The organism is Pararhizobium capsulatum DSM 1112, from assembly GCF_030814475.1.
GTDB lineage: Bacteria > Pseudomonadota > Alphaproteobacteria > Rhizobiales > Rhizobiaceae > Pararhizobium > Pararhizobium capsulatum.
On sequence record NZ_JAUSVF010000002.1, the window covers coordinates 751,683 to 777,339 of the forward strand.

Sequence of the window (25,657 nt, forward strand, 5' to 3'; positions counted from 1 at the left end):
TTGCTGCCCTTTTTCCTTCTCTGTAGCGCGCTTTTCAAGACTTCGCGAAGCAAAACATGCTCACTCTTGCAAAGCCCGCCATGCAATTGTCACTGCGCAAAGATGACCGTGCGATGACCGTTGAGCATCACGCGGTTTTCCAGATGCAACCGCACCGCCCGTGCCAGGACGCGGCTTTCGATATCCCGGCCGGTCGCCACGAAATCCTCCGCACCCATGGAATGGGTCACACGTTCCGTCTCCTGCTCAATGATCGGGCCTTCGTCGAGATCCGGCGTGACGTAATGCGCCGTCGCACCAATCAGCTTGACGCCACGCTCATGAGCCTGGTGGTAGGGTTTGGCGCCCTTGAAAGACGGCAGGAAGGAATGGTGGATGTTGATTATTTTTCCGTAGAGACGCGTGGAAAGATTGTCGGACAGAACCTGCATGTAACGTGCCAGGATAACGAGATCGGCCTGCGTTTCACGGACAAGCTGCAGGAGTTTTTCTTCCTGCTCGGCCTTGTTGTCCTTCGTCACCTTCCAGCAATGATAGGGAATGTTCTCATAGCTCGCCGTGGCGGCACTATCTTCGTGGTTAGAGACGACCGCGACCACCTCGGCATTCAACCGGCCGACGCGGATCTGATAGAGCAGATGCAGCATCGCGTGATCGAACCGGGAGACCATGATTATAAGCCTTGGGCGACGTGCTGCATCGTGAACGGAAAGACGCATGCCAAAGCGCTCCATGGCCGGCTTCAACGCTCGCTCGATATCCGCTGTCACGACACCACCCGGTGCTGAAAAGGCGATGCGCATGAAAAACCGGTTGCTTGCGACATCCCGGTATTGAGCGCTTTCGCCGATGTTTCCGCCCATTGCCGCAAGTTCCGTGGTCACGGCCGCAACGATGCCCGGGCCGTCGTCGCAGGATAAGGTCAGCACAAAGGCAGTGGGCGCAGCTGTGGTTTCGCCAAGCATAGCGGGTGCGGGCATCAGGGTCATGCCTCAGTTCCTTTCAAAAAATTGGTTCGCTTATGGGGAACGCCGGTCAGACTTTCGGCTTCGTCTGGCCGAAAACATAATCCGTGACCTTCGGCAAAAAGGTTTCGGGATTGTAGCCGCGCGGCTTGTCGCCGACGGCAACACCGGCATTCAGGATTCCGGCCTGGTAGTCGTCTGCAAAGAGCGCGTAAGGGTACGGCATCTCGATGGCGCTGGCGGTATCCAGCTCCACCCTGCTCTCCGCCGGGATCAGGAAATCAAGCGCGGCGAGATTGTCTTCGAGCTGTTCCACGCGGCTTGCGCCGACGATCGCGGCCGCGATGCCCGGTCTGTTGACGGCCCAGTTGAGCGCGACCTGCGCCATGCTGCGCCCGAGATCCGTAGCAACCTTCTCAAGTGCGGCAACGATGCGCACATTGCGTTCCGTAAAGAGACCGAGGCCACCCCCGGACGAATCGAGCGAAAGCCGGCCCTGCGCCGTATTCTTGGCACTGTATTTTCCGGAAAGCAGCCCCATCGCCAGAGGGCTCCAGGCTGTTATGCCCAGCCCAAGGGTCTGCGCCAAAGGCACGAATTCAGGCTCGATACTGCGCTCGACTAGCGAATAGGGAAGCTGCAGGCTGACCGGCTGGGTGAGCGCATGCGCCTCTGCCCAGGTCTGGGCACGGGCTGCATACCAGCCGGGGACATCGGAAAGCCCGACATAGCGGATCTTGCCGGCACGCACGAGATCATCCAGCGTGCGTATCACTTCCTCCGCCGGGGTCATCCGGTCCCAGGTGTGGAGGAGGTAGAGGTCAATATAGTCCGTCTTCAGACGCTTCAGCGAGGCATCGACCGCACGCATGATGTTCTTGCGCCCGTTGCCCCCGCCATTCGGATTTCCAGGGGAGAGGCTGTTGGAGAATTTGGTGGCGATGACCAGCTGGTCGCGCAATCCCTTCTCCGAAACGAATTCCCCGACAAGGCTTTCGCTGAGGCCGCCAGCGTAGGAATCGGCCGTATCGATGAAGTTGCCGCCGGCTGTGACATAACGATCGAAGATCGCGCGAGCGGACGCCTCGTCAGATCCCCAGGTTCCGCCGATACCGCGGATACCTCCGTTCCCGAATGTCATGGTTCCCAGCGCCAGCCGGCTGACACGCAGGCCGGACCGGCCGAGAAGATAGTAGTGATCGAGAGACATGGGCGATCCTGTCAGAAACCCGGGTGATTGCCGGTCTACGACTACATGCGACCGCGGTATGCGCGACGGGCGGTAGCCTGCTGCACGTAGTCGATCATGGTGATGAAATCGAAAACGGGTCTGCCCGTCGCTGCCTGCACCGCGTGAGCATAGGGCGGAAGATCGCTGCATTCCAAGAGTATGGAGCGAACCTCGGGATGTTCTTCCACCAATCGGCGCGCAACTTCGGTCACCTCACGCTCGATGGCGGAAGAATCGAGCGTGCCTTTTTCCTCGAGGATTGCCTCGCGAAATTCCGTCTGGCCTTCCATGCCGGCAATCGCCAGCGGGACAGTGCCTGGCACCCTGCAAGCCTCGAAATGCCGGGCAGTCAGCCGCGATGCATTGGCCGTGATGATGCCGACGCTGCCGCCGGTCAACGCATGCATGAACGGGATTTGCATAAGACTTGAAAGGAAGACGGGAATGTCGACGGCTGCGGCCACTTCCTCCTGGAAATAGGCCATGAAACCACAGGCGCCCGTGATGGCCTTGACGCCGCGGTTCCGGAGTTCCACAGCGGCCTCAACGAACATGTCCTTCAAAGCCGGATCGCGCTGGTTCAGCAGGCGATCGATGGATGCGCCCCGCACTTCCTGGAAACGGACGGGGTAATCATAGGTCGTGGCGTTACCGACATTTCCCGGAACGCAAGGGTAGGCCGCGTCGAGAATGAGGACGCCGATCTGTTCGCCATACCACGACTGGGTTTTGCGCGTGACCGTGTAGACAGTCATCGTTTTTGTCTCCGATATTCGATGTCAGGAAAGTGCGGGGGAAGTCGCCCTCCCCCGGATGCAATGGCTATTCGACGAGACGCGGAGCGCCCGTCTCGCCGGCGGTACCATCAAGGCCATAGGACTTGAGGATGGTAACGATCGTACCGTCCGCATGCATCTCGTTGATTGCGGCATCGAGTGCGACACCCAGCTCCGTGGCGTTTGTGGCGTAAGGGAATGCAGCCTGGGCGGCTTCCTTCGTTGCCTTCACCCGTTCGTCGGATGCCGCAACATTGACCTTAACATCTTTCAGCGCACCCTTCTGCGCTGCAACGACACCCGTCGAATAACCGTCAACGGCGACGTCGATGCGGCCGGAGAAGAGGTCCTGCTGCATGTTGACCGAGTTCGGATAAAGCTTCAGGGACGAACCCAGGAGGGTCTTGAGATCGGCGACCCAAAGATAGCCCTGAACGGTGCCGACCTGCTTGCCTTCGAGATCGGCAACCGTCGTGAAGCCGTCCTTCGAATAGATTGCCATCTGGTCGGTATAGAGCGGAGCGGAAAGGCTCATGACCTTTGCGCGCTCGGCGGTGCGGTACCAGTCGCCCGTGGTGATATCCGCCTGGCCTGAAAGCACATACTGGATCGCGGCAGCAGGATCGACGGCAACGGCCTTGACCTTCAGGCATTCCCGCTTTGCAAATTCCGCGGCGATATCACCATCGATACCCTTCATGTTGCCACTGTCGTCAATGAACGAATGCGGCACATAGGTCGTAACCGCCACGGTCAGCGTGCCGGGTTCGATGGTCGTGAACTGATGCTTTGGCGTGCAATCCTGCGCGGCAGCGATCTGTGCCGATAGCAGTACGCCTGCGATGCCGGAAAGAAGGAGCTGGGTCGTGATCTTCACTGGGGGCATGCCGGTATCCTTTTCAGACTGGGGTTCAACGTTGCGCATAGAGACCGGCGCGTTTCTCGACGTGGTTGACGAGCAGTGCGGCGGGAATGGAGATGCAGGCGTAGAGGACGCCGGCACACAGCAGTGCCGGAAAGTAGCGGAAGGTGGTCGAGCCGATTTCATAGGCGCGGCTGACCAACTCCGGCAGGGCGATGGTGAAGCACAGCGACGTGCCCTGGAAAATCAGGATCGAGAAGCCGAGCAGTGCCGGCAGCGCAACCCGCAGGCCTTGCGGCAGGAGCACGTACCGCAATTCGTCGAGGCGATTGAGGCCGAGCGCGATGGCAGCTTCGCGCTGGCCATGAGCGATCGATTGCAGGCTGGCGCGGATGATCTCGCTCGTATAGGCGCCGGTGTTCCAGGCAAGCGCAATCACGGCGGCTGCAAAGGAGCCGATCGTCAACCCGGTGCTCGGCAATCCGAAATAGATGAACTGCAGCAAGACGAGAGCGGGCGCGCCGCGTCCGACCTCGACCAGGAAAAGGCTCAATCCCCGCACCGAACGCTTGCGCGCCAGAACACCCAGCGCCAGGAGAAGGCCGAAAGGAATGCCGAACAGGAGGCTGAGCGCCGTGACCTGCAGACTGATCGACAACCCGCCGAGAAGCTCGGGCAGCCAGGTCCAGATTTCATCAAAGCTTGGAAGCATCAGCGCGCCACCTTTGCCTGGAGATAGCCATCCGCGACCCGCGAGAGCCAGGCGATGGGTAGGCTCAAGAGCACATAGAACAGGCCCACCATCGCGAAGACCTCAAGGCCGCGGAAGGTCATCTGCGACAGCTGATTTCCTTGAAAGGCGAGCTCGGTTACACCGATCGTCGAGGCCACGGCGGTTTCCTTCATCAAGCCGATGAGATAGCTCGCCGCCGATGGCAAGGCGACGCGGAATGCCTGCGGCGCCACGATGTCGGTAACCGTCCAGAAGCGTCCGAGATCAAGCGCAGCAGATGCTTCCCACTGGCCGAAGTGGATCGACGAGAGAGCGCCGCGATAGATCTCTGCCATATTGGCCGCTGCGATCAGCCCAAGGCCGGCCAGCGCGGCGTTGAACGGGCTGATCGGCAGAAGTGTCATGCCGACCCCGAAAAAGATGATGAAAAGCCACAGAATGGGCGGGATGGCGCGAATGATCTGGATCAGCGTCATGGCCAGAAAGCGCACCGGCGCAAGGCGGCTCTGACGCGCGACAAGCAACGGCACGCCGAGAATGGCACCGATGATGAAAGCGCCAGCCGTCAAGGCAACCGTCCAGCCCAGGCCACGCAGGATGGGCAAGAGATCCGCGACACTCATCGGTCGTGCACCGCCCGGAGAAAGCGTCGGGTGCGTTCCTGCTGGGGATTGCGCATCACCTCGGCCGACGGCCCCTTTTCGACGATATGCCCATCCGCCATGATCATCACGGTGTCCGAGACGTTCTCGGCAAAACCCATTTCGTGCGTCACGACGATCATCGTCATACCGCTCTCGGCAAGCTCGCGCATGACGGCAAGCACTTCGAGGCCGAGTTCGGGATCAAGCGCCGATGTCGGCTCGTCGAACAGCATGACTTCCGGATCGAGCGCCAAGGCTCTGGCAATCGCGATGCGCTGTTGCTGGCCGCCTGAACAACGGACAGGAAATTGTCCGGCCTTGTCGGCAAGCCCGACGCGGGTCAGAAGCTGCATGGAACGCTCATCGGCTTCCCTGCGGCTGCGTCCCAGGACACGCTCCTGCGCAAGGCTGACATTGCGCAGAACCGACATATGCGGAAAGAGATTGAAGGACTGGAAGACCATGCCGACCCGTCGGCGCAATCCGGACAGCTCTGCACGCTCCACGGGCTTCGTCGCATCAATCGTCGTGGTGCCAATGGTGACCGATCCGCCGTCCGGTGGCTCGAGATAGTTGATACAGCGAAGAAGCGTGCTCTTGCCCGATCCGCTCGGGCCGATGATGGCGAGCACCTCGCCCGATTTGACCTCGAGATCGATGCGGTCGAGAACCGTGTGCGTACCGTAGTGCTTGCTGAGCGCCTTCAGGCTGATCAACGTGTTGCCAGCTGTCAACGTCATTGCGCGCGGCGCTCCGCCTTGGCTGGAATGCGTTTTGCCCGCCCCTCCGAGATACAATACGGCACCGTCCATATCATCAAGACCCCCATGCAGGCACAATCACGCTGCGCAATCGCGAGCGGGTTGCAGAATTTGCCTTCTTTGTGTTTGCGTGAGCCGCCGAGATTTCCCGGACACGGCCTCGTTCCCTTTTTATTGTCATAAGTTCTAACACTTGGGAGCGTGGTGGGCAGGGTGAAAAAACTAGGCCCCCACCAAACCTGAGGTTATGCCAAATTCGGGAACCCGACCTTCCCAACTGAAACGATCTTCTTGTTTTTTGGAAATCTCGGGCAACGAGGGCCTTCATGGTGGAGGCCGTGTTCCGGCTAAATCCACACAAAAACTCTCCCGCAACCGGCCAGCGCCCGTTCGCGGGAGAGCTACTATTGCAAGAATATCAGGCAGCGATCGCCGCAGCTTCCGGGAAGCGTTCGCCGACCAGTTCCTCGCTTTTTGCCCAGAGTGCCTTGGCATGTTGCGGGTCGAGCGCATAGGAGCGCACCCCTTCGCTCACGGGGTTGATAAGGCCGTCCGTGACCTTGGAAACATGGCAATTTTCGCAGTACCGGCCACCGACTTCATCGGCCGCTGCGACAACGCCGGCCCAGACGGAGGTTGCCGCACCTTGTGGAATGGGCTTCCACTGATAGGCGGGCAGGCCTTCGGTAGCCAGTTCCGCATTGATCCGCACCAGCATGCCGTCGAGCACGTCCTCGCCGATATGACGGCCAAGTTCCGTGCGGATGCCGCCGGGGTGCAAGGCGGTTGCCCGCACGCCCCTGCCTTTGTGGCGACGATCGAACTCGACGGCGAACAGGATATTGGCGGTCTTCGAGCGGCCATAGGCCTGCATCGGTTCATAGGGCGTGCGTTCGAAATTCGGATCATCCAGATCGACATCCGAGAAACGGTGGCCCGAGGAGGCGACGTTCACCAGCCTGCCGCCTGGCGCGATCAGCGATGCGATGCGGTTGATGAAGACGAAATGGCCGAGATGGTTGGTGCCGAACTGGGTTTCGAAACCATCCGTCGTATGGCCAAAGGGGGCGGCCATGACGCCGGCATTGGCGATCACCAGATCGAAAGGCCTGCCATCGGCGACCAATCCATCCGCTGCAGCGCGCACGCTGGCAAGCGAGGCAAGGTCCAGCTCGATAAGGTCGAGCCCGCCACCGTTCTTCGCTTGTTCCCGAACCACGGCGGTCGCAGCTTGCGCCTTCGCAAGATCCCGGGCGGCGCCGACGACACTTGCTCCATGAGCCGCGAGTGCGCGCGCGGTCTCCACGCCGAGGCCGGCCGAGACGCCGGTGACCAGAACCCGCTTGCCGCTGAGATCGATGCCTGCCAGCACGTCGTCCGTCGTCGAAGTCGCTCCAAAATGTCCAGTCATGATAATCTCCCAAAGCATGTCGCGCAAAAGTGCTTAGCGGTTTTGCGAAAGAGACATGCGTAAAAACAAAGACCTAAAGCGTAAAAGCGAATCTGAAGATCGCGGCACGCTTTAGATCATGGACGCATCTTCCCGGGCGGCAGGCGCTTGCCCGCCACCCTCGAATGGAATAAAAGGAGGATGCCTCCACATAAATACGGAGGCATCCTCCGTTTATCAAGAGGCGTTTGCGACGTGTCTGAAAAAATAACGCGTGCTGCCGCGCGAAAGCCGCGCGCCGATGCGGAACGAAACCGTCTTCTCCTGCTCGATGTCGCAAAGACGATTTTCGCGGAAAAGGGCTCGCAGGCCAGTCTTGAGGAAATTGCCCGACGGGCGGGGGTCGGCATCGGCACGCTCTACCGGCATTTTCCGACCCGCGACGCCTTGATCGAAGCCGTTTATCACAACGAAAGCGAACAGCTTGCCAGGGCTGCCCGAACGCTTGCCGAAACAGAACCGCCCGTTGAGGCGCTGCGACAGTGGATGCTGCTCTTCATCGAGTACATGGCTACGAAACACGGCATGTACGAAGCCCTGAATTCGCTCGCCGGCGGAACATCGGAACTCTTTGCCGGCACTGCCGCCCGGACGAAGGAAGCCATTGATCTTTTGGTCGGCCGCACGGTCGAAAGCGGCGAGATCGAAATCGACATTGATCCGCTCGATCTCCTGCGTGCACTGGCCGGCGTTTCGAATATCAGCGCCGGCCCGAACTGGCGGCAATCCGCCCGCAGCCTCGTCGATATCCTGATTGCCGGCTTGCGCAGAAAATAGCACTCCCGACGTCAACCTCGAGCCTCGAGCCGAGGATCTCAGGCTGCCCTCATGAAAGGCTGAACGATGCTCGGGTCAAACCCAAGCATGACGAAGAGGGGAATTCCCGTTCGAAGATCAGTCTTCGAATTTTTCGGTCGTATCCGCCTTGCCGCTCACCCAGTAACCGGCGGCGCGAAGCCAGGCGAGCGGATGCTTGCGCTCTTCGACGAGGTAGCTACGGATCGCCCGTGTCACTGCACCTTCGGCAGCAACCCAGACGAAAGTGCGCGGCTCGATCGCGATATCGCGCAGTCTTTCGATGAAAACGGCGGCATCGGACGGGTCCTTGCGATGAACCCAATGGCTCGTCACATCAGCCTTCGTATCAAAGACCTGCTCATCCTCGACACCCGGAATACCGACCAGGCTCGTCACCGGCGTGCCCGCTGCCATTTCCTCGATGCGGCGGCCGATGGATGGAAGCGCTGTTTCATCGCCGATCAGCAGCCAGGAGCGGATCGGCCCGCTGATGACGAGAGATCCGCGCGGACCGCCGATCTGGATTTCGTCGCCCACCCGGGCATCAAGAGCCCATCGGGTCGCCGGGCCGGCATCGTGCACGGCAAAATCGAGGACCAGCGTTCGGTTTGCCGTATCGAAGTGTCGCGGCGTGTAGTCGCGCATCGCGGTTCCACCGACGCCGTCCGGCACGAAAATCTTAACGTGATCGCCTGCGGACAAGGACGTAAAATCCGCCAGATCCTCACCCCCGAGCGCAATGCGGATCATGTTCGGCGTCAGCCGCTCGGTTGACACAACCGTCAACTGGCGCCGCTTCAACTCATGGCGAAAACGCTCAAGACGCGGGAGATCGCCCGTGGGATCAACTTGACTACCCTGCATAACATTCATCTGCAAATTCCTTCTGCGGATTTGCCGCCGTGGACAGACGTCATCGACCCGCTCTATAAACATTACTATAAAACTCATATATTTTCCGATATATCGAAAATCAAGATATATCGGAATTATTTGTTGCACGTTCTCGTGAACGACGTCGGCGTGGTTTCATCCGACCATCCCGCGCATATCCCTTCTTCCTCAATAAGCATTGATCGTATCAAAATTTCTGATACACATCCGATATCGCATCCGGGGAGGAACCATGAGTACGCGATTTCTGATGATCGGCCCGGAGGATGGCAAGGAAGTGCTGAAGTGCCTGGCGGCCCCGGCGCGGCTGTCCATGCTGGAGCTTCTGCATGCCCGCGGACCGCTCAATGTCAACGATATCGCCGAAGCGCTGGACCTGCCGCAATCGACGACCTCCACCCATCTGAATTTGCTTGAAGAAGCAGGCCTGATCCGCACCGAGGTCTCCAAGGCGCGCAAGGGCAGCCAGAAGGTCTGCCACGCCGTGCACGAGGAAATCGTGCTCTCCTTCGCAAGCCCGGCCAAGACCGCCCAGGAGGTGATCGAGGTCGCCATGCCGGTCGGTCTCTATAGCGGCTACGAGGTCGCCGCCCCCTGCGGCATGTGCTCGCGTGACGGTATCATCGGCTATCTAGACAGCCCTGACACCTTCCTTACCCCCGACCGCATGAAGGCAGGTTTACTTTGGTTTACAAGGGGATATGTCGAATACCAGTTTCCCAACAACGCCCGTATCAAGGGCGCCGAGGTAAAGGAACTGGAAATCGCATTGGAGCTTTCCTCAGAAGTTCCCGGCACCTCCGACAACTGGCCGTCCGACATCACGCTCTCGATAAACGGCCACGGCATCGGCGCCTGGACCTCCCCCGGTGACTTCGGCGACCGTCGTGGGAAATACACCCCGGACTGGTGGAAGCTTCGTGGCAGCCAGTATGGTGTGCTCAAATATTTTCGTGTGACCGACACCGGCACGTTTATCGACGGAATCAGGATTTCTGATACGAGCCTTGCCGATCTTAGCCTGCTCGAACACCGCTCGATCAGACTGCGCATCGAAGTGCCGGAAACAGCTGAACATCCCGGCGGAATCAACATTTTCGGCCGTGGCTTCGGCAATTACGATCAGGATATCGTCCTGCGCCTCCACACCTGAGTATCCCCATTCCTGAAGTCGATTGCCTCAAAACCGGGTTGACCGCGGATCAATCGCGTGTATTGTACCCGACAAAAGGATATATATCTGATTTTCAGATATACAGGGAGGTAAGCATGCGCGCAGCCGGCACCGTTCACAGCGGTTTCGTTATCGGTACTATTGATCCACGCCTTTACGGCTCTTTCGTCGAGCATCTCGGCCGCGCCGTCTATTCGGGCATCTACGAGCCGGATCATCCGACCGCCGACAAGAACGGCATGCGCCAGGACGTCATCGACCTCGTTCGCGAAGCCGATGTTCCGATCGTACGCTATCCCGGTGGCAATTTTGTATCAGCCTATAACTGGGAAGACGGCATCGGCCCGCAGGAAGAGCGCCCCGTGCGCCTCGACCTCGCATGGCACAGCTCAGAGAGCAACCATGTCGGCATCCACGAATTCGCCGATTGGGCTGAAGCCGCCAACACTGACATGATGCTCGCCGTCAATCTCGGCTCGCGCGGCCTGGATTCGGCCCGCGCCTTCCTCGAATACGTCAATCATCCCGGCGGCAGCTACTGGTCGGATCTTCGCCGCAAGAACGGCCGCGAAGAGCCCTGGAACGTCAAGATGTGGTGCCTCGGCAACGAGATGGACGGCCCGTGGCAGATCGGCCAGAAGACGGCGGAAGAATACGGCCGCATCGCCTTCGAGACTGCCAAGGCCATGCGCGCCTTCGACAAGTCGATCGAACTGGTCGTCTGCGGCTCGTCGTCGCCGAAGATGCCGACCTATCCGGCCTGGGAGGCGACCGTTCTCGACTACACTTACGATTCCATCGACTACATCAGCCTGCACATGTATTTCGACAATCATGCCGATAACACGGCTGATTATCTGGCCCAGAACGCCCGCCTCGACGATTACATCGCCACCATCGCCGGCGTCATCACCTATACCAAGGCCAAGAAGCGCTCGAAGAAGGATGTCTATATCTCCTTCGACGAATGGAACGTCTGGTATCACTCCCGCGAAGCCGACCGGAAGGTTCTGGAAGGCAATGACGGCTGGCCGCATGCCCCGGCACTTCTCGAAGACATCTATAACTTTGAAGACGTCCTTCAGGTCGGCTGCATCCTCAACACCTTCATCCGCCGTTCGGATGTGGTGAAGGTCGGTTGCCTCGCGCAGCTCGTGAACGTCATCGCCCCGATCATGACCGTTCCGGGTGGCCCGGCCTGGCGCCAGACGACGTTCTACCCTTACGCCTACGCCTCCCAGTATGGTCGCGGCACGGCGCTGAACCTGTCGCTGGATGGCCCGAGCTATTCCACCGACTTCGCCGAAAACGTCTCCTATCTCGACGTTTCCGCCGTCGTCACCGAGACCGACGGCGCGCTCACCTTCTTCATCGTCAACCGCCACCAGACGGAAGCGATCGATCTCGATCTCTCCCTCGAAGGCTTTGGCGACCGCAAGGTTATCATGGACAAGGTCATGGAAGGTCACGACCTCCGTGCCGTCAACGGGCCCGGGGCCGAAACGATCGAGCCGCGCGATGGTTCGGGCGCATCGGTCACCGACAGCCATCTCGTCGCCGCCATCGCGCCGCTGAGTTACCGGATGATCCGGCTCGGCGCATAAGACGGCAACGACGGGGAGGAGAAACCATGTCGGCATCGATCGAAATCACCAATGTTACCAAGCGCTACGGCGCGCTCACCGTGCTGGACGACATTTCGTTGTCCATTGCGGCCGGCGAGTTCGTCGTCTTCCTCGGCCCTTCGGGCTGCGGCAAGTCCACGCTTCTGCGGATGATCGCGGGTCTGGAGGACGTGACCAACGGCACGATCTCGGTGGCTGGCCAGCGCGTCGATACATTGCCGCCCGGCAAACGCGGCGTCGCCATGGTTTTCCAGTCCTATGCACTCTATCCGCATATGACGGTCGCCCAGAACATGTCGTTCGGCCTCGAAAACATCGGCCTTCCGAAGACTGAAATCGAGCGCCGCGTCAGCCAAGCCGCGGCAACGCTCGAAATCGCCCATCTTCTCGAACGCAAGCCGGCAAAGCTTTCCGGTGGCCAGCGCCAGCGCGTGGCCATCGGCCGCGCCATCGTCAAGGAGCCAAAGGCCTTCCTGTTCGACGAGCCGCTCTCGAACCTTGACGCCGCACTTCGTGGCCGCACCCGGCTGGAACTCGCCCAGCTTCACGGCCGCCTCGGTAGCACGATGATCTTCGTGACGCACGATCAGGTGGAAGCGATGACGCTCGCCGACCGCATCGTCATCATGCACAACAAGAAGATCGAGCAGATCGGCACGCCGATGGAAATCTATCGCCGCCCCGCAAGCAGGTTCGTCGCAGGTTTCGTCGGATCGCCGGCCATGAACTTCGTGCCGCTAAAGACCGTGACCGACAACGGCAACACGCTGACTGTCCGGACAAGCGGCCTTGGCGATATCCATGCCGCCTTCCGCCTGCCATCCAGCTTTACACCTGATGGTGCAAGTCTCGGTATCCGCGCAGAGGATGTGGTCGTGTTGCCGGCCGGTCAGGCAGGAATTCCGCTCAAGGCTGAAGTCGTCGAACGCCTCGGTGACCGCACGCTGATCTACGGCCAGCTGGCCGACGGCACGAAGCTGACGGCCGAGACAGACGGACGCAGCGAGGCCCGCAACGGCGACACCCTTCAGATTGCCCTCGACACCACCGCAATCCATCTTTTCGACGCCGCCGGCATCGCCCACCACTCGGAGGGCGATTGACATGGCCGAGAGCTATCGCCGCAGCCAGTGGAGCAACGGCCTTTTCGTTCTCCCGTATCTATGCTTCTTCGTCGTGCTGCTGGTCTTCCCGCTTATCTGGGGCATCTGGCTGAGCCTCCACAAGGTCGATCTCTTCGGCCCCGGCCGCTTCGTCGGCCTCGGCAACTATGCCCGCGTTCTGGCCGATCCGGTCTTCCTGCAGGCGCTGCGCAATTCCGTCATCTTCGTGCTGGTCAGCGTTCCCTCACTGGTGGTGCTCGGCCTGTTTCTTGCGCTGGCACTGAACAAGACGACACGAACAACGTCATTCCTGCGCGGACTGTTCTTCTCGTCTTCAGTTCTTTCGGTAACGATCGTAACGCTGATCTGGCGTTTCGTCTTCATTCCCGGCGATGGCCTGCTGGCGGTGTTTTCCGAACAGTTCGGGATAGAGCCGGTCAACTTCCTCTCGACAAGCGGCTGGTCGCTGTTTTCGGTCGGCGTCGCCACCGTCTGGTGGTGCCTCGGGCTGCCGATGATGCTGTTTCTCGCCGCTTTGCAGCAGATCCCGAATGATCTCTACGAAGCAGCAGCGCTCGACAATGCCAGCCCCTGGCGTGTTCTGGTCCGCGTCACCCTGCCCTCGATTGCCCGCACGATCATGCTGGTCACGATCATCCAGATCGTCATGCAGTTCCAGCTGTTCGGCCAAGCTCAGATCATGACCAATGGCGGACCGAACGGCACGTCCCGTCCGCTCGTCATGTACATCTACGAAGTGGGCTTCGTCCGCTGGGATGTCGGCAAGGCCGCAGCAGCTTCCGAGTTCCTGTTCCTCATCATTCTCGTGGCGGCGATGGCTCAATATGTGGTCTCGACCCGCAAGTCGGAGGCCTCCGAATGAGCACCGATCAAACAACCTACCGTCCCGAAGCCCTGACCGGCAACCGTACGCTGCTGACGATCGCCATCATTCTCTCGATCGTGATGATGGCACCCGTCGCCTGGCTCGTCGGCCTGTCGATCAAGGACAACAAGGAGCTGATGCTCGGAACGGAATCCGTATTCGAGTTCCCCTACACGCTCGTCAACTACCTCAACATCATCTACTCGTCGCAGGCCTTCGGCTGGTTCTTCAACAGTCTGGTCGTGGCGATCGGCCAGACGGCCGGGGTTCTCATCCTGTCGTCGCTTGCCGGTTATGCCTTTGCCCGCCTCGAGTTTCCGTTCCGCAAGACGATCTTCGTTATCGTGCTCTTTGGTCTTGCCGTGCCGGAACAGGCGGTCATCATCGCCCGCCACCAGATGTTCAACTGGTTCGGCCTGCACAACTCCTATATCGGCCTGATCCTGCCGGATCTGTCGGCCGCCTTCGGCGTCTTCCTGATGACCCAGTTCTTCAAGGCGATCCCGAAGGAAATCGACGAAGCCGCGTTGCTGGACAATGCCTCGCCGCTGCGCATCTTCTGGAAGGTGCTCCTGCCACTGACGCTGCCGGCCCAGGCAACGCTTGGCATCTTCACCTTCCTGCATGCCTGGAACGACTACTGGTGGCCGCTGATCTCCGCGACGAAAAAGGAGATGTTCACGCTCACAATCGGCATTGCCTCATCCCAGACCAACTTCGCCCAGAGCGAAGGGCTTGGTTTCCTCAGCGCCCAGGCGGTCTTTGCCAGCCTGCCGGTTCTGATCGTCTACGTGATTTTCCAGCGCCATATCGTCACCGCGGTTTCGGGTGGTGCTGTGAAGTGACTGCTGCTGCGGCCGGGAGGGATTGGCCACAGCAGGTTTCAACCAGGGGCTAGGAGCCCCTTCAAAGGGAGAGATATACCATGAGACGTTTTCTACTCAGCACCGCAGCCCTGATTGCGCTGACCTGCGCCACCTCGGCGCACGCCCAGACGAAGATCGAGCTGCAGCGCTTCTTCGGCGCCTGTGACGCCGATTACGGTTCCGTCACCGACGTGTCCAAGGCCGTCGGCGAATGCGGCATCATCACCTCGCTGGTCAACAAGTTCGAGGCTGACAATCCGGATATCGACGTCAACGTCACCACTGTCGAATGGCCGGGCTACGACCAGCTCAACGCCCAGATGGCGTCTGGCGCCGCACCGGACGTCGTGTCGATGCACTATTCCGCGATCTCCGACTACCAGTCGCGCGGCCTGATCGATCCGGTCGATGACGTTCTGGCGGCCCAGGGCATCTCGCCCGACAGCTTCACCGATGCTGCCCGCGGTGGCGTCACCAAGGAAGGCAAGCTCTACGGCCTGCCCTTCGACAACTGGACCATGCTCTTCCACGTCAACCTGAACCTGATGAAGGAAGCTGGCCTCGTCAACGCTGACGGCACGCCGATCCTGCCGAAGTCCGTCGATGAACTGATTGCCCAGGGCAAGCAGTTCAAGGAAAAGACCGGCAAGCCGTATCTCGTCCAGATCCTTGCCAACGAAACTGCTGCCTACGCCCGTATTCTCTACACGATGCTGCAGCAGCAGAAGTCGGACTTCTTCGCCGATCCGACCAAGATCGTGCTCAACACGCCGGAAGCCAAGAACGTCGTCGAACTGATGAAGAAGATCAAGGACGAAGGCCTGACCACCACCGGTCTCGACTATGCGGCAGCTGTCACAGCCTTCACCAATGGCGATGGTGGCATCGCCGTCAACGGCACCTGGCTGATCGGCGATTTCGTCGCCCAGTCGGAGAAGCACGGCACCGCCCTTTCCAAGGGCTACACCGTCTATCCGGTCCCGCAGCTCTATCCGGGCCAGGACAGCACCTATGCCGATGGACACAGCTGGGTCATGCCGCACAAGGATCGTACGCCGGAACAGACGGAAGCCATCGGCAAGCTCTTCAAGTTCCTGGCTGACAACGACTACGAATGGGCCCGCACCGGTCACCTGCCGGCCGTCAAGGCCGTCTTCGACAAGCCAGAATTCAAGGCGCTGCCGCATCGTGAAAACATCGCGGAGATCGCCCAGACCGGCCGCTCGCTGCCGGGCGCCGTCCAGCGCCAGTTTGCCATCCAGGACATCATCGGCGAAGAAGTCGGCGCAGCTGTGAATGGCGACAAGACAGTCGATGAAGCCCTGACCAGCGCGGAAAGCCGCATCAACGACCTGCTCGCCAATATCTAATTAGGCGACAAACAACCTCCCAGAGTGGGGCGTGGGGACTTCGGTCTCCGCGCCCCGATTTGTTTTGATGACTTCGCGCGTAACTTCGAGACAAGGGCGGCGTGCAAAAACTCACCGCGCAGCCACGCCGTGAGCGTATCCGCTGGGTGAGTATCCAGACTTTAAAGAGAATCCCGCACCCGATCCCATGCATTGAAGAGATGCCGGCCGAGAACCTCCGAAAGCCGATCCTTGTCGCGGGCTTCCAGTGCCGTAATCATCTCTTCATGCTCGGCAACCGCGGCCGACCATTTTTCCGGACCTTCGTGGCCGATGAACCGGATGCGCTTCAGCCGGGTCTGCAGCATGATGTGGATATCCGCGAGCGAAGCGTTTTGTGACAGGCGCACGATCGCCGTGTGGATATCCTGGTTGAGCTTGTAATATTGCAGCCGGTCGCCGGCCCGGTAGCGGTCGATCATTTCATCGTGGAGAGCACGCACATGGGCGATCTCGTTGTCGCTCGCGACCTCGCAGGCGAGCTTGCCCGCCAGTTCCTCCAGCGTGCGCAGCACCGTCAGCATATCCCTGACATCCTTGGCGCTGAAACGCTTGACCACCGCGCCGCGGCTCGGAACGAGTTCCACCAGCCCCTCGCTCGCCAGATATTTGATCGCCTCCCGCAACGGCGTGCGGGAAACGCCGAGCTGTTCGCCGAGCTGGCCTTCATGCAGGCGGGTGCCGGGCTCCAGCTCCCCCTCGATGATCATGTCGCGCAGATGGTTGACGAGCGTGTCGTGCAACGCGGTGCGCCGGATCGGTCCGTGACCGGAACCTTCGGGACGGCGTTGCAAAGTTGAAGTCTCGTCCATGTTGAAAAACCTGTTCCTTCCCCATCCGTGCTGAATCGCCCGGTTGACGAACCATGACCTTTGACGGATTTAGGGTCAACAAAAAATGCTGCATACAGAATACAAAAGACTTGATGCAGAATTTTGAATGGCGTATGACAGCTCCCAAGACAGGAAGCGGAGGACTTTCACCATGACCCAGAGCGCCAACGACGTGCGCCCCGTAATCGCGCTCGCCATGGGCGACCCGGCCGGCATCAGCCCTGAGCTGACGGCCCGTCTTCTCTCGATGGATGACATCAGCGACACCGCGCATCTCGTCGTGATCGGCGATCGTCGCATCCTCGACGAAGGGGCTGCCTGCGCCGGTCTGGAACTGGATCTCGCATCGGCTTCGCTTGAGAATTTCGAACGTACTGGCACCAGCCGCCACGTCTTCATCGATCTCGGCCATCTCGATCCGGCCGACGTCCAGCGCGGCGAGGCAACGCTTGCTGGCGGCACGTTCGCCACCCGCAATTTTCGCGCGGCGCTCGAGCTTGCAAACGCCGGTCGAACCCAGGCCGTCTGCTTCACGCCGTTCAACAAGCAGGCGATGCGCTTTGCCTATCCGGGCTACGACGACGAAATTCGTTTCGTGGCCGACGTGATCGGCTTCACCGGCAAGGTTCGTGAATTCAACGTTCTGGAAAAAGTCTGGAACGCCCGCGTTTCCTCTCATATCCCGCTGAAGGACGTGGCCGCGCATCTCTCGGTCGATGGCATCCTTGCGGAAATCGAGCTGACCCGTCAGTGCCTGATCGCTGCCGGCCACGCCAATCCGCGCATCGCGGTTGCGGGCCTCAACCCACATGCCGGCGATGGCGGCAGCTTCGGCATGGAAGAGATCGATATCATCGAGCCCGCCGTGCAGTTCGCCCGCCAGCGCGGCTGGGAGGTCGAAGGTCCGTTCCCAGCGGACACGGTGTTCCTGCGCGCGCTGAAGGAAGGCTATCACGCCGTCCTCACCATGTATCACGACCAGGGCCAGATCGCGATGAAGCTCATGGGCTTCGACAAGGGCGTGACGATGATGGGCGGCCTGCCCTTCGCGCTCTGCACGCCTGCCCACGGCACCGCCTATGACATTGCTGGCAAGGGCATCGCCGATGCCGGCGCCAGCCGCGAGGCCATCCTGCTCGCAGCCCGCATGGCCAAAAGGAGCGCTGCCCAGGCCGCGGCCTGAATTCCATCGATTTCTGTCGCTACCGGCATGGCGGAGGGCCATGCCGTTCATTCAAAACGGAGGAGTGAAAATGAAAAACTCAGTTTCCATCGCATGCATCATGGCAGCCGCATTCGGCTTTGCCGCCCCGGCCATGGCTTTCGAGCCGGATCGCCCAGTCGAATTCGTCGTCACCGCCGGCCCCGGCGGCGGCACGGATATCTTCGCCCGCACGATCCAGTCGATCATCGGCAAGTACGAGCTGATGAAGGCCCCGGTCGTCGTCACCAACAAGGGCAGCGCCGGTGGCGCCGAGGGCTTCGTCTACGCGGCCGGCTACAATGGCGATGCCTACAAGCTCGCCTTCGGCACCAACAACGCCTATCTCCTGCCGATCCGCGCCAAGGTTCCTTACAAGTCGGAAGACCTGACCCCGGTCGCTTCGCTCGCCGCTGATGAATTCATCCTGTGGGTCAACGGCAAGTCCGAATTCAAGACTGCAGCGGATTTCGTCGCCAAGGCCAAGGAATCGGCTGACATGAAGGTTGGCGGCAGCCAGTCGAAGGACGTCGACCAGATCCTCACCTCGATGATCAATGACGCGACCGGCAGCAAGCTCGGCTACATCCCCTTCAAGAGCGGCGGTGAAGCAGCCGTGCAGCTGGCCGGCGAACACATCGCCGCCAACGTCAACAACCCGAGCGAAAACCTCGGCCAGTGGCAGGCCAGCATGGTCAAACCGCTCTGCGTCTTCAAGTCGGAGAAGCTTAAGAACGACGCCAAGGTCGCCGGCGATCAGGGCTGGAGCGATATTCCGACCTGCAAGGATAGCGGCATCGCCATCGAGAGCTACTCCATGCCGCGCACCGTCTGGCTGCCGGCCGGCGTCGACCAGGACGTCGTTGATTTCTACGCTGGCGTCCTGAAGAAGGTCTCTGAGACGCCGGAATGGGCGAAATACCTCGCCGACACCTCGCAGTCAGCAAACTTCATGAACGGACCGCAGTTGACGGACTTCATCAAGAAGGACCAGGCTTCGGTTTCGGAAGTTTTGAAGCGCGAAGGTTGGCTCGCAAACTGAACCTCCTCCCAAGGTTCTTCGCGGGCGCCATGACGGCGCCCGCTTCCCCATCGGAAAGGTTTGAGCGATGAGCGAGAGCAGCAACAAGGGCGTGTCCCGGTTCTCCATGGAAATTGCCATAGCGCTTCTGACCGGCGCCTTCGGCGTCGCCGTCTGCTTCGGTTCGCGCGAGGCCGGCATGGGCTGGACGGAAATGGGGCCGGATGCGGGTTATTTCCCCTTCTATATCGGCCTGCTGATCATTCTTGGCAGTCTCGCCAATCTCGTCAGCGCTTTCGTCAAGCATCGCGGCAGCGGCGCCATTTTCGTCGAAACGGAACGCTTCAAGGCCGTCCTCACGTTCTTCCTGCCGCTTCTTGCTTTTGCGGCGGTCTCCACCTTCCTCGGCCTCTATATCGGCACGGCATTTTACATCGCCGGCGCGATGACGCTGCAGGGCAAATACAAGTGGTGGATCGGCCTGCCAAGCGGCATCGCCGTCTCGGCGCTCTTCTTCGTCATCTTTGAAATCGGCTTCAAGGTTCCGCTCCTGAAAGGCCCGGTCGAGGCGTGGTTCGGGATTTACTGATCCCGCCCGGCTTCAAGTCTTTAAAGCGGGATGCCGGAAGGTGTGCGCGGTCTCCGGCATCCCGCGTCGAAACAAAGGGTTAGAACGTGATGGTTCGAAGAAACATCACGCTCCGGGAGGAAAGACATGGAAAATATAGGTCTCCTGATGGACGGCTTCGGCCATATCCTCAGCTTCAACCACATTCTTCTGATGATGCTCGGTGTGACGCTCGGCATTCTCGTCGGCGTGCTCCCGGGTCTCGGCGCCCCGAACGGTGTTTCGCTGCTTCTACCACTCACCTTCTCGATGGACCCGATCTCGGCGATCATTCTCTTGTCGTGTATGTATTGGGGCGCGCTCTTCGGCGGCTCGACGACGTCGATCCTCTTCAACATTCCGGGTGAACCCTCGTCCGTCGCCACGACCTTCGACGGCTACCCCATGGCAAAGTCTGGCCAGGCAAGCCGGGCACTGACGCTCGCCTTCGTATCCGCCGGTATCGGCGCACTGGCCGGCGTCGTCATGATCACCCTGCTTTCCGGCTGGGTCGCGAACTTCGCGCTGCGCTTTTCGTCGCCCGAATATTTCGCCGTCTACTTCCTCGCCTTTGCGAGCTTCATCTCCATGGGCGCGCAATCGCCGTTCAAGACGCTGGTCTCGATGATGATTGGCTTTGCACTGGCGTCCGTCGGCATGGACACCATCTCCGGCAACCTTCGCCTGACCTTCGATATTCCCGAACTGATCAAGGGCGTCTCCTTCCTGATCGCCGTCATGGGCCTGTTCGGCATCGGCGAACTGTTGCTCACGACCGAGGAGGGGCTTCGCTTTGAAGGCATCAAGGCGCGGGTCAAGCTGTCCGAAATCGGCCGCACGTTGCTGGAGATGCCGCGCTACTGGTTCACCATCCTGCGCTCGACGATCATCGGTATCTGGATGGGCATCACGCCCGCCGGCCCGACCGCCGCATCCTTCATGAGCTATGGCGTCGCCAGCCGCTCGGCCCGTGACAAATCGATGTTCGGCAAGGGTGACCCACGCGGCATCGTCGCACCCGAAACGGCCGACCACTCCGCCGGCACCTCGGCGCTGTTGCCAATGCTGGCGCTTGGCGTGCCCGGCTCGGCGACCGCAGCCGTGATGATGGGCGGCCTGATGATCTGGGGGCTTACCCCCGGCCCGACGCTGTTCACCGATCGTCCGGATTTCGTCTGGGGCCTGATCGCCTCCATGTATCTCGGCAACATCGTCGCCGTGATCCTGGTACTCGCCACCGTGCCGCTTTACGCCTCCATCCTGCGCGTGCCGTTCTCGATCATCGGCCCGATCATCGTCGCCGTGATCTTCTCAGGCGCCTATCAGGTGGCCAACAGCATTACCGATATTTGGCTGGTGATCGCCTTCGGCGTACTGGGTTACGTCTTCAAGAAGCTCGATTATCCCCTGGCGCCGCTGGTTCTCGCCATGGTGCTCGGCGACAAGGCCGAGGATGCGTTCCGGCAGTCGATGCTGATGTCGAACGGCACGCTATCGATCTTCTGGTCGAACTGGCTCGTCGGCGGCCTGATGCTGCTCGGCCTGGCGCTGCTGCTGTCACCGGCTCTGCTTTGGATCATCGGGCGCGTTCGTGGCCACAAGGTCGAGATTGTACCGGCCGTGCCGGATAACGTCCGCGACGGCAAGACAGCGGCCTGACAGCCGCTGCCCATCCCAACCAATTTCTGCAAGGAAAGACCCATGACAGCCGAACCGCGTCGATGGAACAGGGACAACTGGCCGATTGCGGCCGCGATGATCCAGTATCCGAACATTTTGGCCGATGGCCGCTCCGTGCAGGATCAGTCTGTCGAGGAATGGGCGGAAACGCTGGCTGACGTGGTGGATGCCGGCTTCACCGAGCTTGACCCAACGGATAGCTGGCTGCGGCTTGCCGATCTCGCTCCGCTGCGGCTCAATGCCTTCATGGAACTGGTACACTCCCTCGGCCTGACGATTCCCGCGATCTCCACCTCCCGCCGTAGCGTGATTGATGCCAGACACGGCGATGAATATCTCGCCTATTGCCACCGCGTCATCGACACGGCCAAGGACATCGGCGCAGGCTCGGTCTCCTTCGGCTTTTTCGAACCGCTGACGGAGGCGCAGAAAAAGGCCCTGTGGTTCTGGACCGTGGACGGGGCTAAAAACCCGGATGATCCAGAAATCTGGAACAAGGCCGTGCGGCGCATCCGCAAGCTTGGCCGCCACGCCGAAGAGCTCGGCATCGAGGTTTCGCTTGAGATGTACGAGGATACCTACCTTGGCACGGCGGAAAGTTCCGTTCGGTTCGTCGAGCAGGTCGACTTGCCCAATGTCGGCATCAATGCCGATCTCGGCAACCTGATCCGTCTGCACCGCCCGATGGAGCACTGGCAGGAGATGATGGCCAAGGTCGCGCCCTACGCCAAATACTGGCACGTCAAGAATTACACCCGCACCGAAGATCCGGCCTCCGGGGTCATCGTCACCCATCCGGCGCCACTGGAATCCGGCATCATCAATTATCGCGCCGCCATCCGCATGGCGCTGGCGCATGGGTTTTCGAGCCCGTTTCTTTGTGAACATTATGGTGGCGACGGGCTTTCCGTCTGCGCTTCGAACCGAGATTATCTGAGGCGCATCCTGCCTCGCGACCAAGGACATCAGCCATGACCACGATCTTCGACGCCCCGGAGGAATTCGCAACCACCGCTTTGGCCGGCTTTGCCGCGATCTACAGCCGCTATGTCCGGCTGGTGAAGGGCGGCGTGGTTCGTGCAACCAAGGTGCCGAAGGGAAAGGTTTCCGTAGTTATCGGCGGCGGCTCCGGCCATTACCCCGCTTTTGCCGGCTATGTCGGACCGGGCCTTGCGGATGCGGCTGTCGCCGGTGACGTCTTCGCCTCACCCTCGACGGCTGCCGTCGCACGCGTCTGCCGCCTTGCGGATCAGGGCGGCGGTATCCTTCTCGGCTTCGGCAATTATGCCGGCGACGTCCTGAATTTCGGCGTTGCCGCCGAGCGCCTGCATGCTGAAGGCATTGATGTGCGCATCGTCCCGGTAACCGATGATGTGGCGAGCGCACCGGCTGAAACCGCTGCGAAGCGGCGCGGTATTGCCGGCGACCTCGTGGTCTTCAAGATCGCCGGTGCGGCAGCCGAAGCCGGCATGGACCTTGATGAGGTCGAGCGCCTGACCCGCTATGCCAACGACCGCACCGTGTCTTTCGGCGTCGCGTTCAAGGGCTGCACGCTTCCCGGCGCTGCCGATCCGCTGTTTAGCGTGCCGAAGGGCCAGATGGCGCTTGGCCTCGGCATCCATGGCGAGCCCGGCATCAGCGAGGAAGATATCGTCTCCGCCACCGATCTCGCCACCCTTCTGACCGACAAGCTCCTGGCCGAACGTCCGGCCGGAACCAACCGCGTCGGCGCCGTGCTGAACGGCCTGGGCGCGACCAAGTACGAAGAGCTGTTCGTGCTCTGGACGGAGGTTGCCGCGCGACTGAAGGATGCAGGCCTTGATGTCGTCTTCCCGGAAGCCGGCGAGTTCGTCACCAGCCTCGACATGCAGGGATGCTCACTGACACTGCTCTGGCTGGACGACGAACTGGAACAGCTCTGGACCGCCGCCTGCGATACGCCGGTGCTGCGCCGGGGCGCGACGTTTACGACCGAGCCGGCAACCGACGCGCTGGACGATACCGAAGGCAAGCTCACCTTCGCCGCCGCCTCCGACGCGTCGAAGGTCGAGGGAAAATGCATCGCCGGCATCGTGGAGAAGATTGCCCAGACGCTGAAAGGTGCGGAAGAAGAACTCGGCCGCATCGATGCCATTGCCGGCGACGGTGATCATGGCCAGGGCATGCGCCGCGGCTCTGCTGCAGCGCTCGACGCCGCCAATACCGCCGTGGCTGCCGGTGCGGGAGCTGCAAGCGTGCTGGCCGTTGCTGGTGACGCCTGGGCCGATCGCGCCGGCGGAACATCCGGTGCCATCTGGGGTCTACTGCTACGTTCCTGGAGCAATGCACTGAGCGATACCGATGCCATCGAGACGGATGCCGTGGTCAAGGGTGCTCGTCTCGCGCTTGAGGGCGTCACCCGTCTCGGCCGTGCTCGCCTCGGCGACAAGACGCTCGTCGATGCACTCGTGCCCTTCGTCGAAGCGCTGGAGAAGAACACCGCATCCGGCAAGTCCCTCGTTGATTCCTGGGCCGCCGCTGCCGCTGCCGCACAATCGGCCGCCGATGCAACCGCGTCTCTCACGCCCAAACTCGGCCGTGCCCGGCCGCTTGCCGAAAAGAGCATCGGCCACCCGGATGCCGGCGCGATCTCGCTGGCGCTCGTTGCCAAAGTTGCTGGCGAAACCATCGCCGCAAACTGAGGCTTATGGCCAGACATCTGCTGCGCCGCGCGAGGTAATGCCACGCGCGGCGCTTTCGTTTGTGCAGCGAGCAGGCCCCGCCGACTGAAAACGCTTCCTTGGCCTCCGCTTGAGAAAACCCGCCGGCTTGGCTATAAGCCCTAGATCTCAGCAAGATACCCGTGATCATCTCACGCTCCCGCCGACCGGACTGATCTCCAGGTAAAAATTTACTGAAATATGTTCCCGAAAAGGGAGTGTTGTGGCATTCTCTGCACAAAATAAAGACGGAAAATCGGGATGGTGACGATCAAGGAAATTGCCAAGGCCGTCGGCGTGTCGCCGGCCACGGTGTCGCGGGTTCTGAATTATGACCCGGCGCTTTCCATTTCACCCGTCAAACGTCAGGCCATCATTGAGACGGCGGAAGCGCTGAACTACGAGACCCCGCGCAACCGCAACAAGACCAATGGCCAGCCCGCATCAAGCCTGCTGACCAAGCTCGTCATCGTGCATTTTCTCGAACCGTCCGACGAAATCGCCGATCCTTATTATATCGGCGTCCGGCTCGGCATCGAAAATCGCTGTCGCGATCTGAGGACCGAGATCGTCAAGGTCTTCCACTCCGACGCCCTGCCCGAAGCCTCGCTTCTGGAGGACGCTTCGGGCGTGATCGTCATTGGCAAACATTCCGATAACGAGATCGAGTGGTTGGCGAACCATACCCGCCAGCTGGTCTTTGCCGATTTCGACCCCAAGGACGATAGGCTCGACAGCGTCTTTGCCGATGTCGGCCTGGCGACGCAGAAGATCCTCGAAAGCCTGAGAACCGGCGGTTACAAGCGGATAGGCTTCATCGGCAGCCACGAGAACCTGAACGGCACCGTGCAGCAATTCGCCGAACGTCGCTGCGTCGCGTATATCGACTGGCAAAAGAGGCATGAAAGCTTTGATCCGGCATTGCTGGCGCTCTCGGACTGCTCCTCCGGACAAAGCCTTCGGCTCGATACCGGCTATCGGCTGGCCTGCGATCTGCTGGCGCTGCCGGAGCGGCCGGACGTCATCATCACCTCAAACGACAACATGGCGATCGGCACCTACCGGGCGATCCGCGAGTTCGGCCTCGCCATTCCTGACGATATCGCCGTGATCTCTTTCAACGACATCCCCGTCGCCCAGTTTCTCACGCCACCGCTGACGACCGTTCGCATTCATGGCGAGCATATCGGCGAAGTGGCCGTCGATCTGCTGCTGGAGCGGCTTTCAGGCCGCCCCTATGGCAAGCAGGTGCGCATCGCAACCGAGCTGATCTGGCGCGACAGCTGCCGCAACCCGCTGGAATCCTGAGACTTTCCAGATTCCTTTCGCAGTGCGATAAATATTTACTAAATTTCTGTTGCGTCGCCTTCCGTTTTGGGTAAATCTTGCGCAGCCGGCTGGGAGGAGACCAGGCTGGCGCCAATTTCCTTGGGAGGAAA

The 25,657-nt window shown here is 60.6% G+C and carries 24 protein-coding genes; 14 read left to right on the top strand and 10 right to left on the bottom strand.

The window, feature by feature from the left end; genetic code table 11:
* Nucleotides 1–89: 89 nt before the first annotated feature.
* The 8 genes from purU to QO002_RS23895 form a co-directional block, all read right to left on the bottom strand.
* Nucleotides 90–980, bottom strand: coding sequence for a formyltetrahydrofolate deformylase (gene purU, locus QO002_RS23860; protein WP_370878590.1), 891 nt, complete (start codon nucleotides 978–980; stop codon nucleotides 90–92).
* A gap of 55 nt (nucleotides 981–1,035) precedes the next feature.
* Entirely contained in the window at nucleotides 1,036–2,175 is a 1,140-nt protein-coding gene (locus QO002_RS23865) for an aldo/keto reductase (protein WP_307234510.1), read from the bottom strand.
* Nucleotides 2,176–2,216: 41 nt separating this feature from the next.
* The gene (locus QO002_RS23870; protein WP_307234512.1) at nucleotides 2,217–2,951 is read right to left on the bottom strand and encodes an aspartate/glutamate racemase family protein; all 735 of its coding nucleotides are present in this window, start codon (nucleotides 2,949–2,951) and stop codon (nucleotides 2,217–2,219) included.
* A gap of 67 nt (nucleotides 2,952–3,018) precedes the next feature.
* Entirely contained in the window at nucleotides 3,019–3,858 is an 840-nt protein-coding gene (locus QO002_RS23875; RefSeq protein WP_307234514.1) for an ABC transporter substrate-binding protein, read from the bottom strand.
* Nucleotides 3,859–3,883: 25 nt separating this feature from the next.
* Nucleotides 3,884–4,546: an amino acid ABC transporter permease gene (locus QO002_RS23880; protein WP_307234516.1), complete on the bottom strand. Its 663-nt coding sequence runs from the start codon at nucleotides 4,544–4,546 to the stop codon at nucleotides 3,884–3,886.
* A complete protein-coding gene (locus tag QO002_RS23885; RefSeq protein ID WP_307234518.1) occupies nucleotides 4,546–5,190 on the bottom strand; it encodes an amino acid ABC transporter permease in 645 nt (214 codons plus the stop codon). Before QO002_RS23885 ends, QO002_RS23880 begins: the two co-directional genes overlap by 1 nt.
* Entirely contained in the window at nucleotides 5,187–5,951 is a 765-nt protein-coding gene (locus tag QO002_RS23890; protein WP_307234521.1) for an amino acid ABC transporter ATP-binding protein, read from the bottom strand. The genes QO002_RS23885 and QO002_RS23890 overlap by 4 nt, the downstream gene beginning before the upstream one ends.
* 439 nt (nucleotides 5,952–6,390) lie before the next feature.
* Nucleotides 6,391–7,383, bottom strand: a complete 993-nt coding sequence (locus tag QO002_RS23895; RefSeq protein WP_307234524.1) for an SDR family NAD(P)-dependent oxidoreductase — start codon at nucleotides 7,381–7,383, stop codon at nucleotides 6,391–6,393.
* Nucleotides 7,384–7,617: 234 nt separating this feature from the next.
* Here QO002_RS23895 and QO002_RS23900 point away from each other — a divergent pair, with 234 nt between their 5' ends.
* A complete protein-coding gene (locus QO002_RS23900; RefSeq protein WP_307234526.1) occupies nucleotides 7,618–8,199 on the top strand; it encodes a TetR/AcrR family transcriptional regulator in 582 nt (193 codons plus the stop codon).
* A 117-nt stretch (nucleotides 8,200–8,316) separates the two neighbouring features.
* Here QO002_RS23900 and QO002_RS23905 read toward each other — a convergent pair whose 3' ends face one another.
* Nucleotides 8,317–9,093, bottom strand: a complete 777-nt coding sequence (locus QO002_RS23905) for a siderophore-interacting protein (RefSeq protein WP_307234528.1) — start codon at nucleotides 9,091–9,093, stop codon at nucleotides 8,317–8,319.
* Between the two features lie 253 nt (nucleotides 9,094–9,346).
* On the opposite strand from QO002_RS23905, the gene QO002_RS23910 reads away from it, so the two are divergent.
* From QO002_RS23910 to QO002_RS23935, 6 genes are all read left to right on the top strand, one after another.
* Nucleotides 9,347–10,267 (top strand): ArsR/SmtB family transcription factor, encoded by a 921-nt coding sequence (locus QO002_RS23910; protein WP_307234530.1) that lies wholly within the window; start codon nucleotides 9,347–9,349, stop codon nucleotides 10,265–10,267.
* A gap of 116 nt (nucleotides 10,268–10,383) precedes the next feature.
* A complete protein-coding gene (arfA, locus tag QO002_RS23915) occupies nucleotides 10,384–11,892 on the top strand; it encodes an arabinosylfuranosidase ArfA (RefSeq protein ID WP_307234532.1) in 1,509 nt (502 codons plus the stop codon).
* 26 nt (nucleotides 11,893–11,918) lie between these two features.
* Nucleotides 11,919–13,016 (top strand): ABC transporter ATP-binding protein, encoded by a 1,098-nt coding sequence (locus QO002_RS23920; protein ID WP_307234534.1) that lies wholly within the window; start codon nucleotides 11,919–11,921, stop codon nucleotides 13,014–13,016.
* 1 nt (nucleotide 13,017) lies between these two features.
* A complete protein-coding gene (locus tag QO002_RS23925; RefSeq protein ID WP_307234536.1) occupies nucleotides 13,018–13,899 on the top strand; it encodes a carbohydrate ABC transporter permease in 882 nt (293 codons plus the stop codon).
* Nucleotides 13,896–14,747: a carbohydrate ABC transporter permease gene (locus QO002_RS23930; RefSeq protein ID WP_307234538.1), complete on the top strand. Its 852-nt coding sequence runs from the start codon at nucleotides 13,896–13,898 to the stop codon at nucleotides 14,745–14,747. The genes QO002_RS23925 and QO002_RS23930 overlap by 4 nt, the downstream gene beginning before the upstream one ends.
* Nucleotides 14,748–14,827: 80 nt before the next feature.
* Nucleotides 14,828–16,138 (top strand): extracellular solute-binding protein, encoded by a 1,311-nt coding sequence (locus tag QO002_RS23935; RefSeq protein WP_307234540.1) that lies wholly within the window; start codon nucleotides 14,828–14,830, stop codon nucleotides 16,136–16,138.
* A gap of 161 nt (nucleotides 16,139–16,299) precedes the next feature.
* Here QO002_RS23935 and QO002_RS23940 read toward each other — a convergent pair whose 3' ends face one another.
* On the bottom strand, nucleotides 16,300–16,989 hold the full coding sequence (locus QO002_RS23940; protein ID WP_307234542.1) for a GntR family transcriptional regulator: 690 nt from the start codon (nucleotides 16,987–16,989) through the stop codon (nucleotides 16,300–16,302).
* A 172-nt stretch (nucleotides 16,990–17,161) separates the two neighbouring features.
* Here QO002_RS23940 and QO002_RS23945 point away from each other — a divergent pair, with 172 nt between their 5' ends.
* The 7 genes from QO002_RS23945 to QO002_RS23975 all read left to right on the top strand — a co-directional run bounded on the left by QO002_RS23945 (nucleotide 17,162) and on the right by QO002_RS23975 (nucleotide 25,526).
* Complete coding sequence (locus tag QO002_RS23945) at nucleotides 17,162–18,193, top strand: 4-hydroxythreonine-4-phosphate dehydrogenase PdxA (protein ID WP_307234544.1); 1,032 nt, start codon at nucleotides 17,162–17,164, stop codon at nucleotides 18,191–18,193.
* 70 nt (nucleotides 18,194–18,263) lie between these two features.
* Nucleotides 18,264–19,253 carry a tripartite tricarboxylate transporter substrate binding protein gene (locus tag QO002_RS23950; protein WP_307234546.1) on the top strand — a complete coding sequence of 330 codons (990 nt, stop codon included), beginning with the start codon at nucleotides 18,264–18,266 and terminating at the stop codon, nucleotides 19,251–19,253.
* Nucleotides 19,254–19,320: 67 nt separating this feature from the next.
* Nucleotides 19,321–19,821 (top strand): tripartite tricarboxylate transporter TctB family protein, encoded by a 501-nt coding sequence (locus QO002_RS23955; protein WP_307234549.1) that lies wholly within the window; start codon nucleotides 19,321–19,323, stop codon nucleotides 19,819–19,821.
* 126 nt (nucleotides 19,822–19,947) lie between these two features.
* Complete coding sequence (locus tag QO002_RS23960) at nucleotides 19,948–21,498, top strand: tripartite tricarboxylate transporter permease (protein WP_307234551.1); 1,551 nt, start codon at nucleotides 19,948–19,950, stop codon at nucleotides 21,496–21,498.
* A gap of 42 nt (nucleotides 21,499–21,540) precedes the next feature.
* On the top strand, nucleotides 21,541–22,494 hold the full coding sequence (locus QO002_RS23965; protein WP_307234553.1) for a sugar phosphate isomerase/epimerase family protein: 954 nt from the start codon (nucleotides 21,541–21,543) through the stop codon (nucleotides 22,492–22,494).
* Nucleotides 22,491–24,200: a dihydroxyacetone kinase family protein gene (locus tag QO002_RS23970; protein ID WP_307234555.1), complete on the top strand. Its 1,710-nt coding sequence runs from the start codon at nucleotides 22,491–22,493 to the stop codon at nucleotides 24,198–24,200. The genes QO002_RS23965 and QO002_RS23970 overlap by 4 nt, the downstream gene beginning before the upstream one ends.
* 279 nt (nucleotides 24,201–24,479) lie before the next feature.
* Complete coding sequence (locus tag QO002_RS23975; protein WP_307234557.1) at nucleotides 24,480–25,526, top strand: LacI family DNA-binding transcriptional regulator; 1,047 nt, start codon at nucleotides 24,480–24,482, stop codon at nucleotides 25,524–25,526.
* The last annotated feature ends 131 nt before the right edge of the window (nucleotides 25,527–25,657 follow it).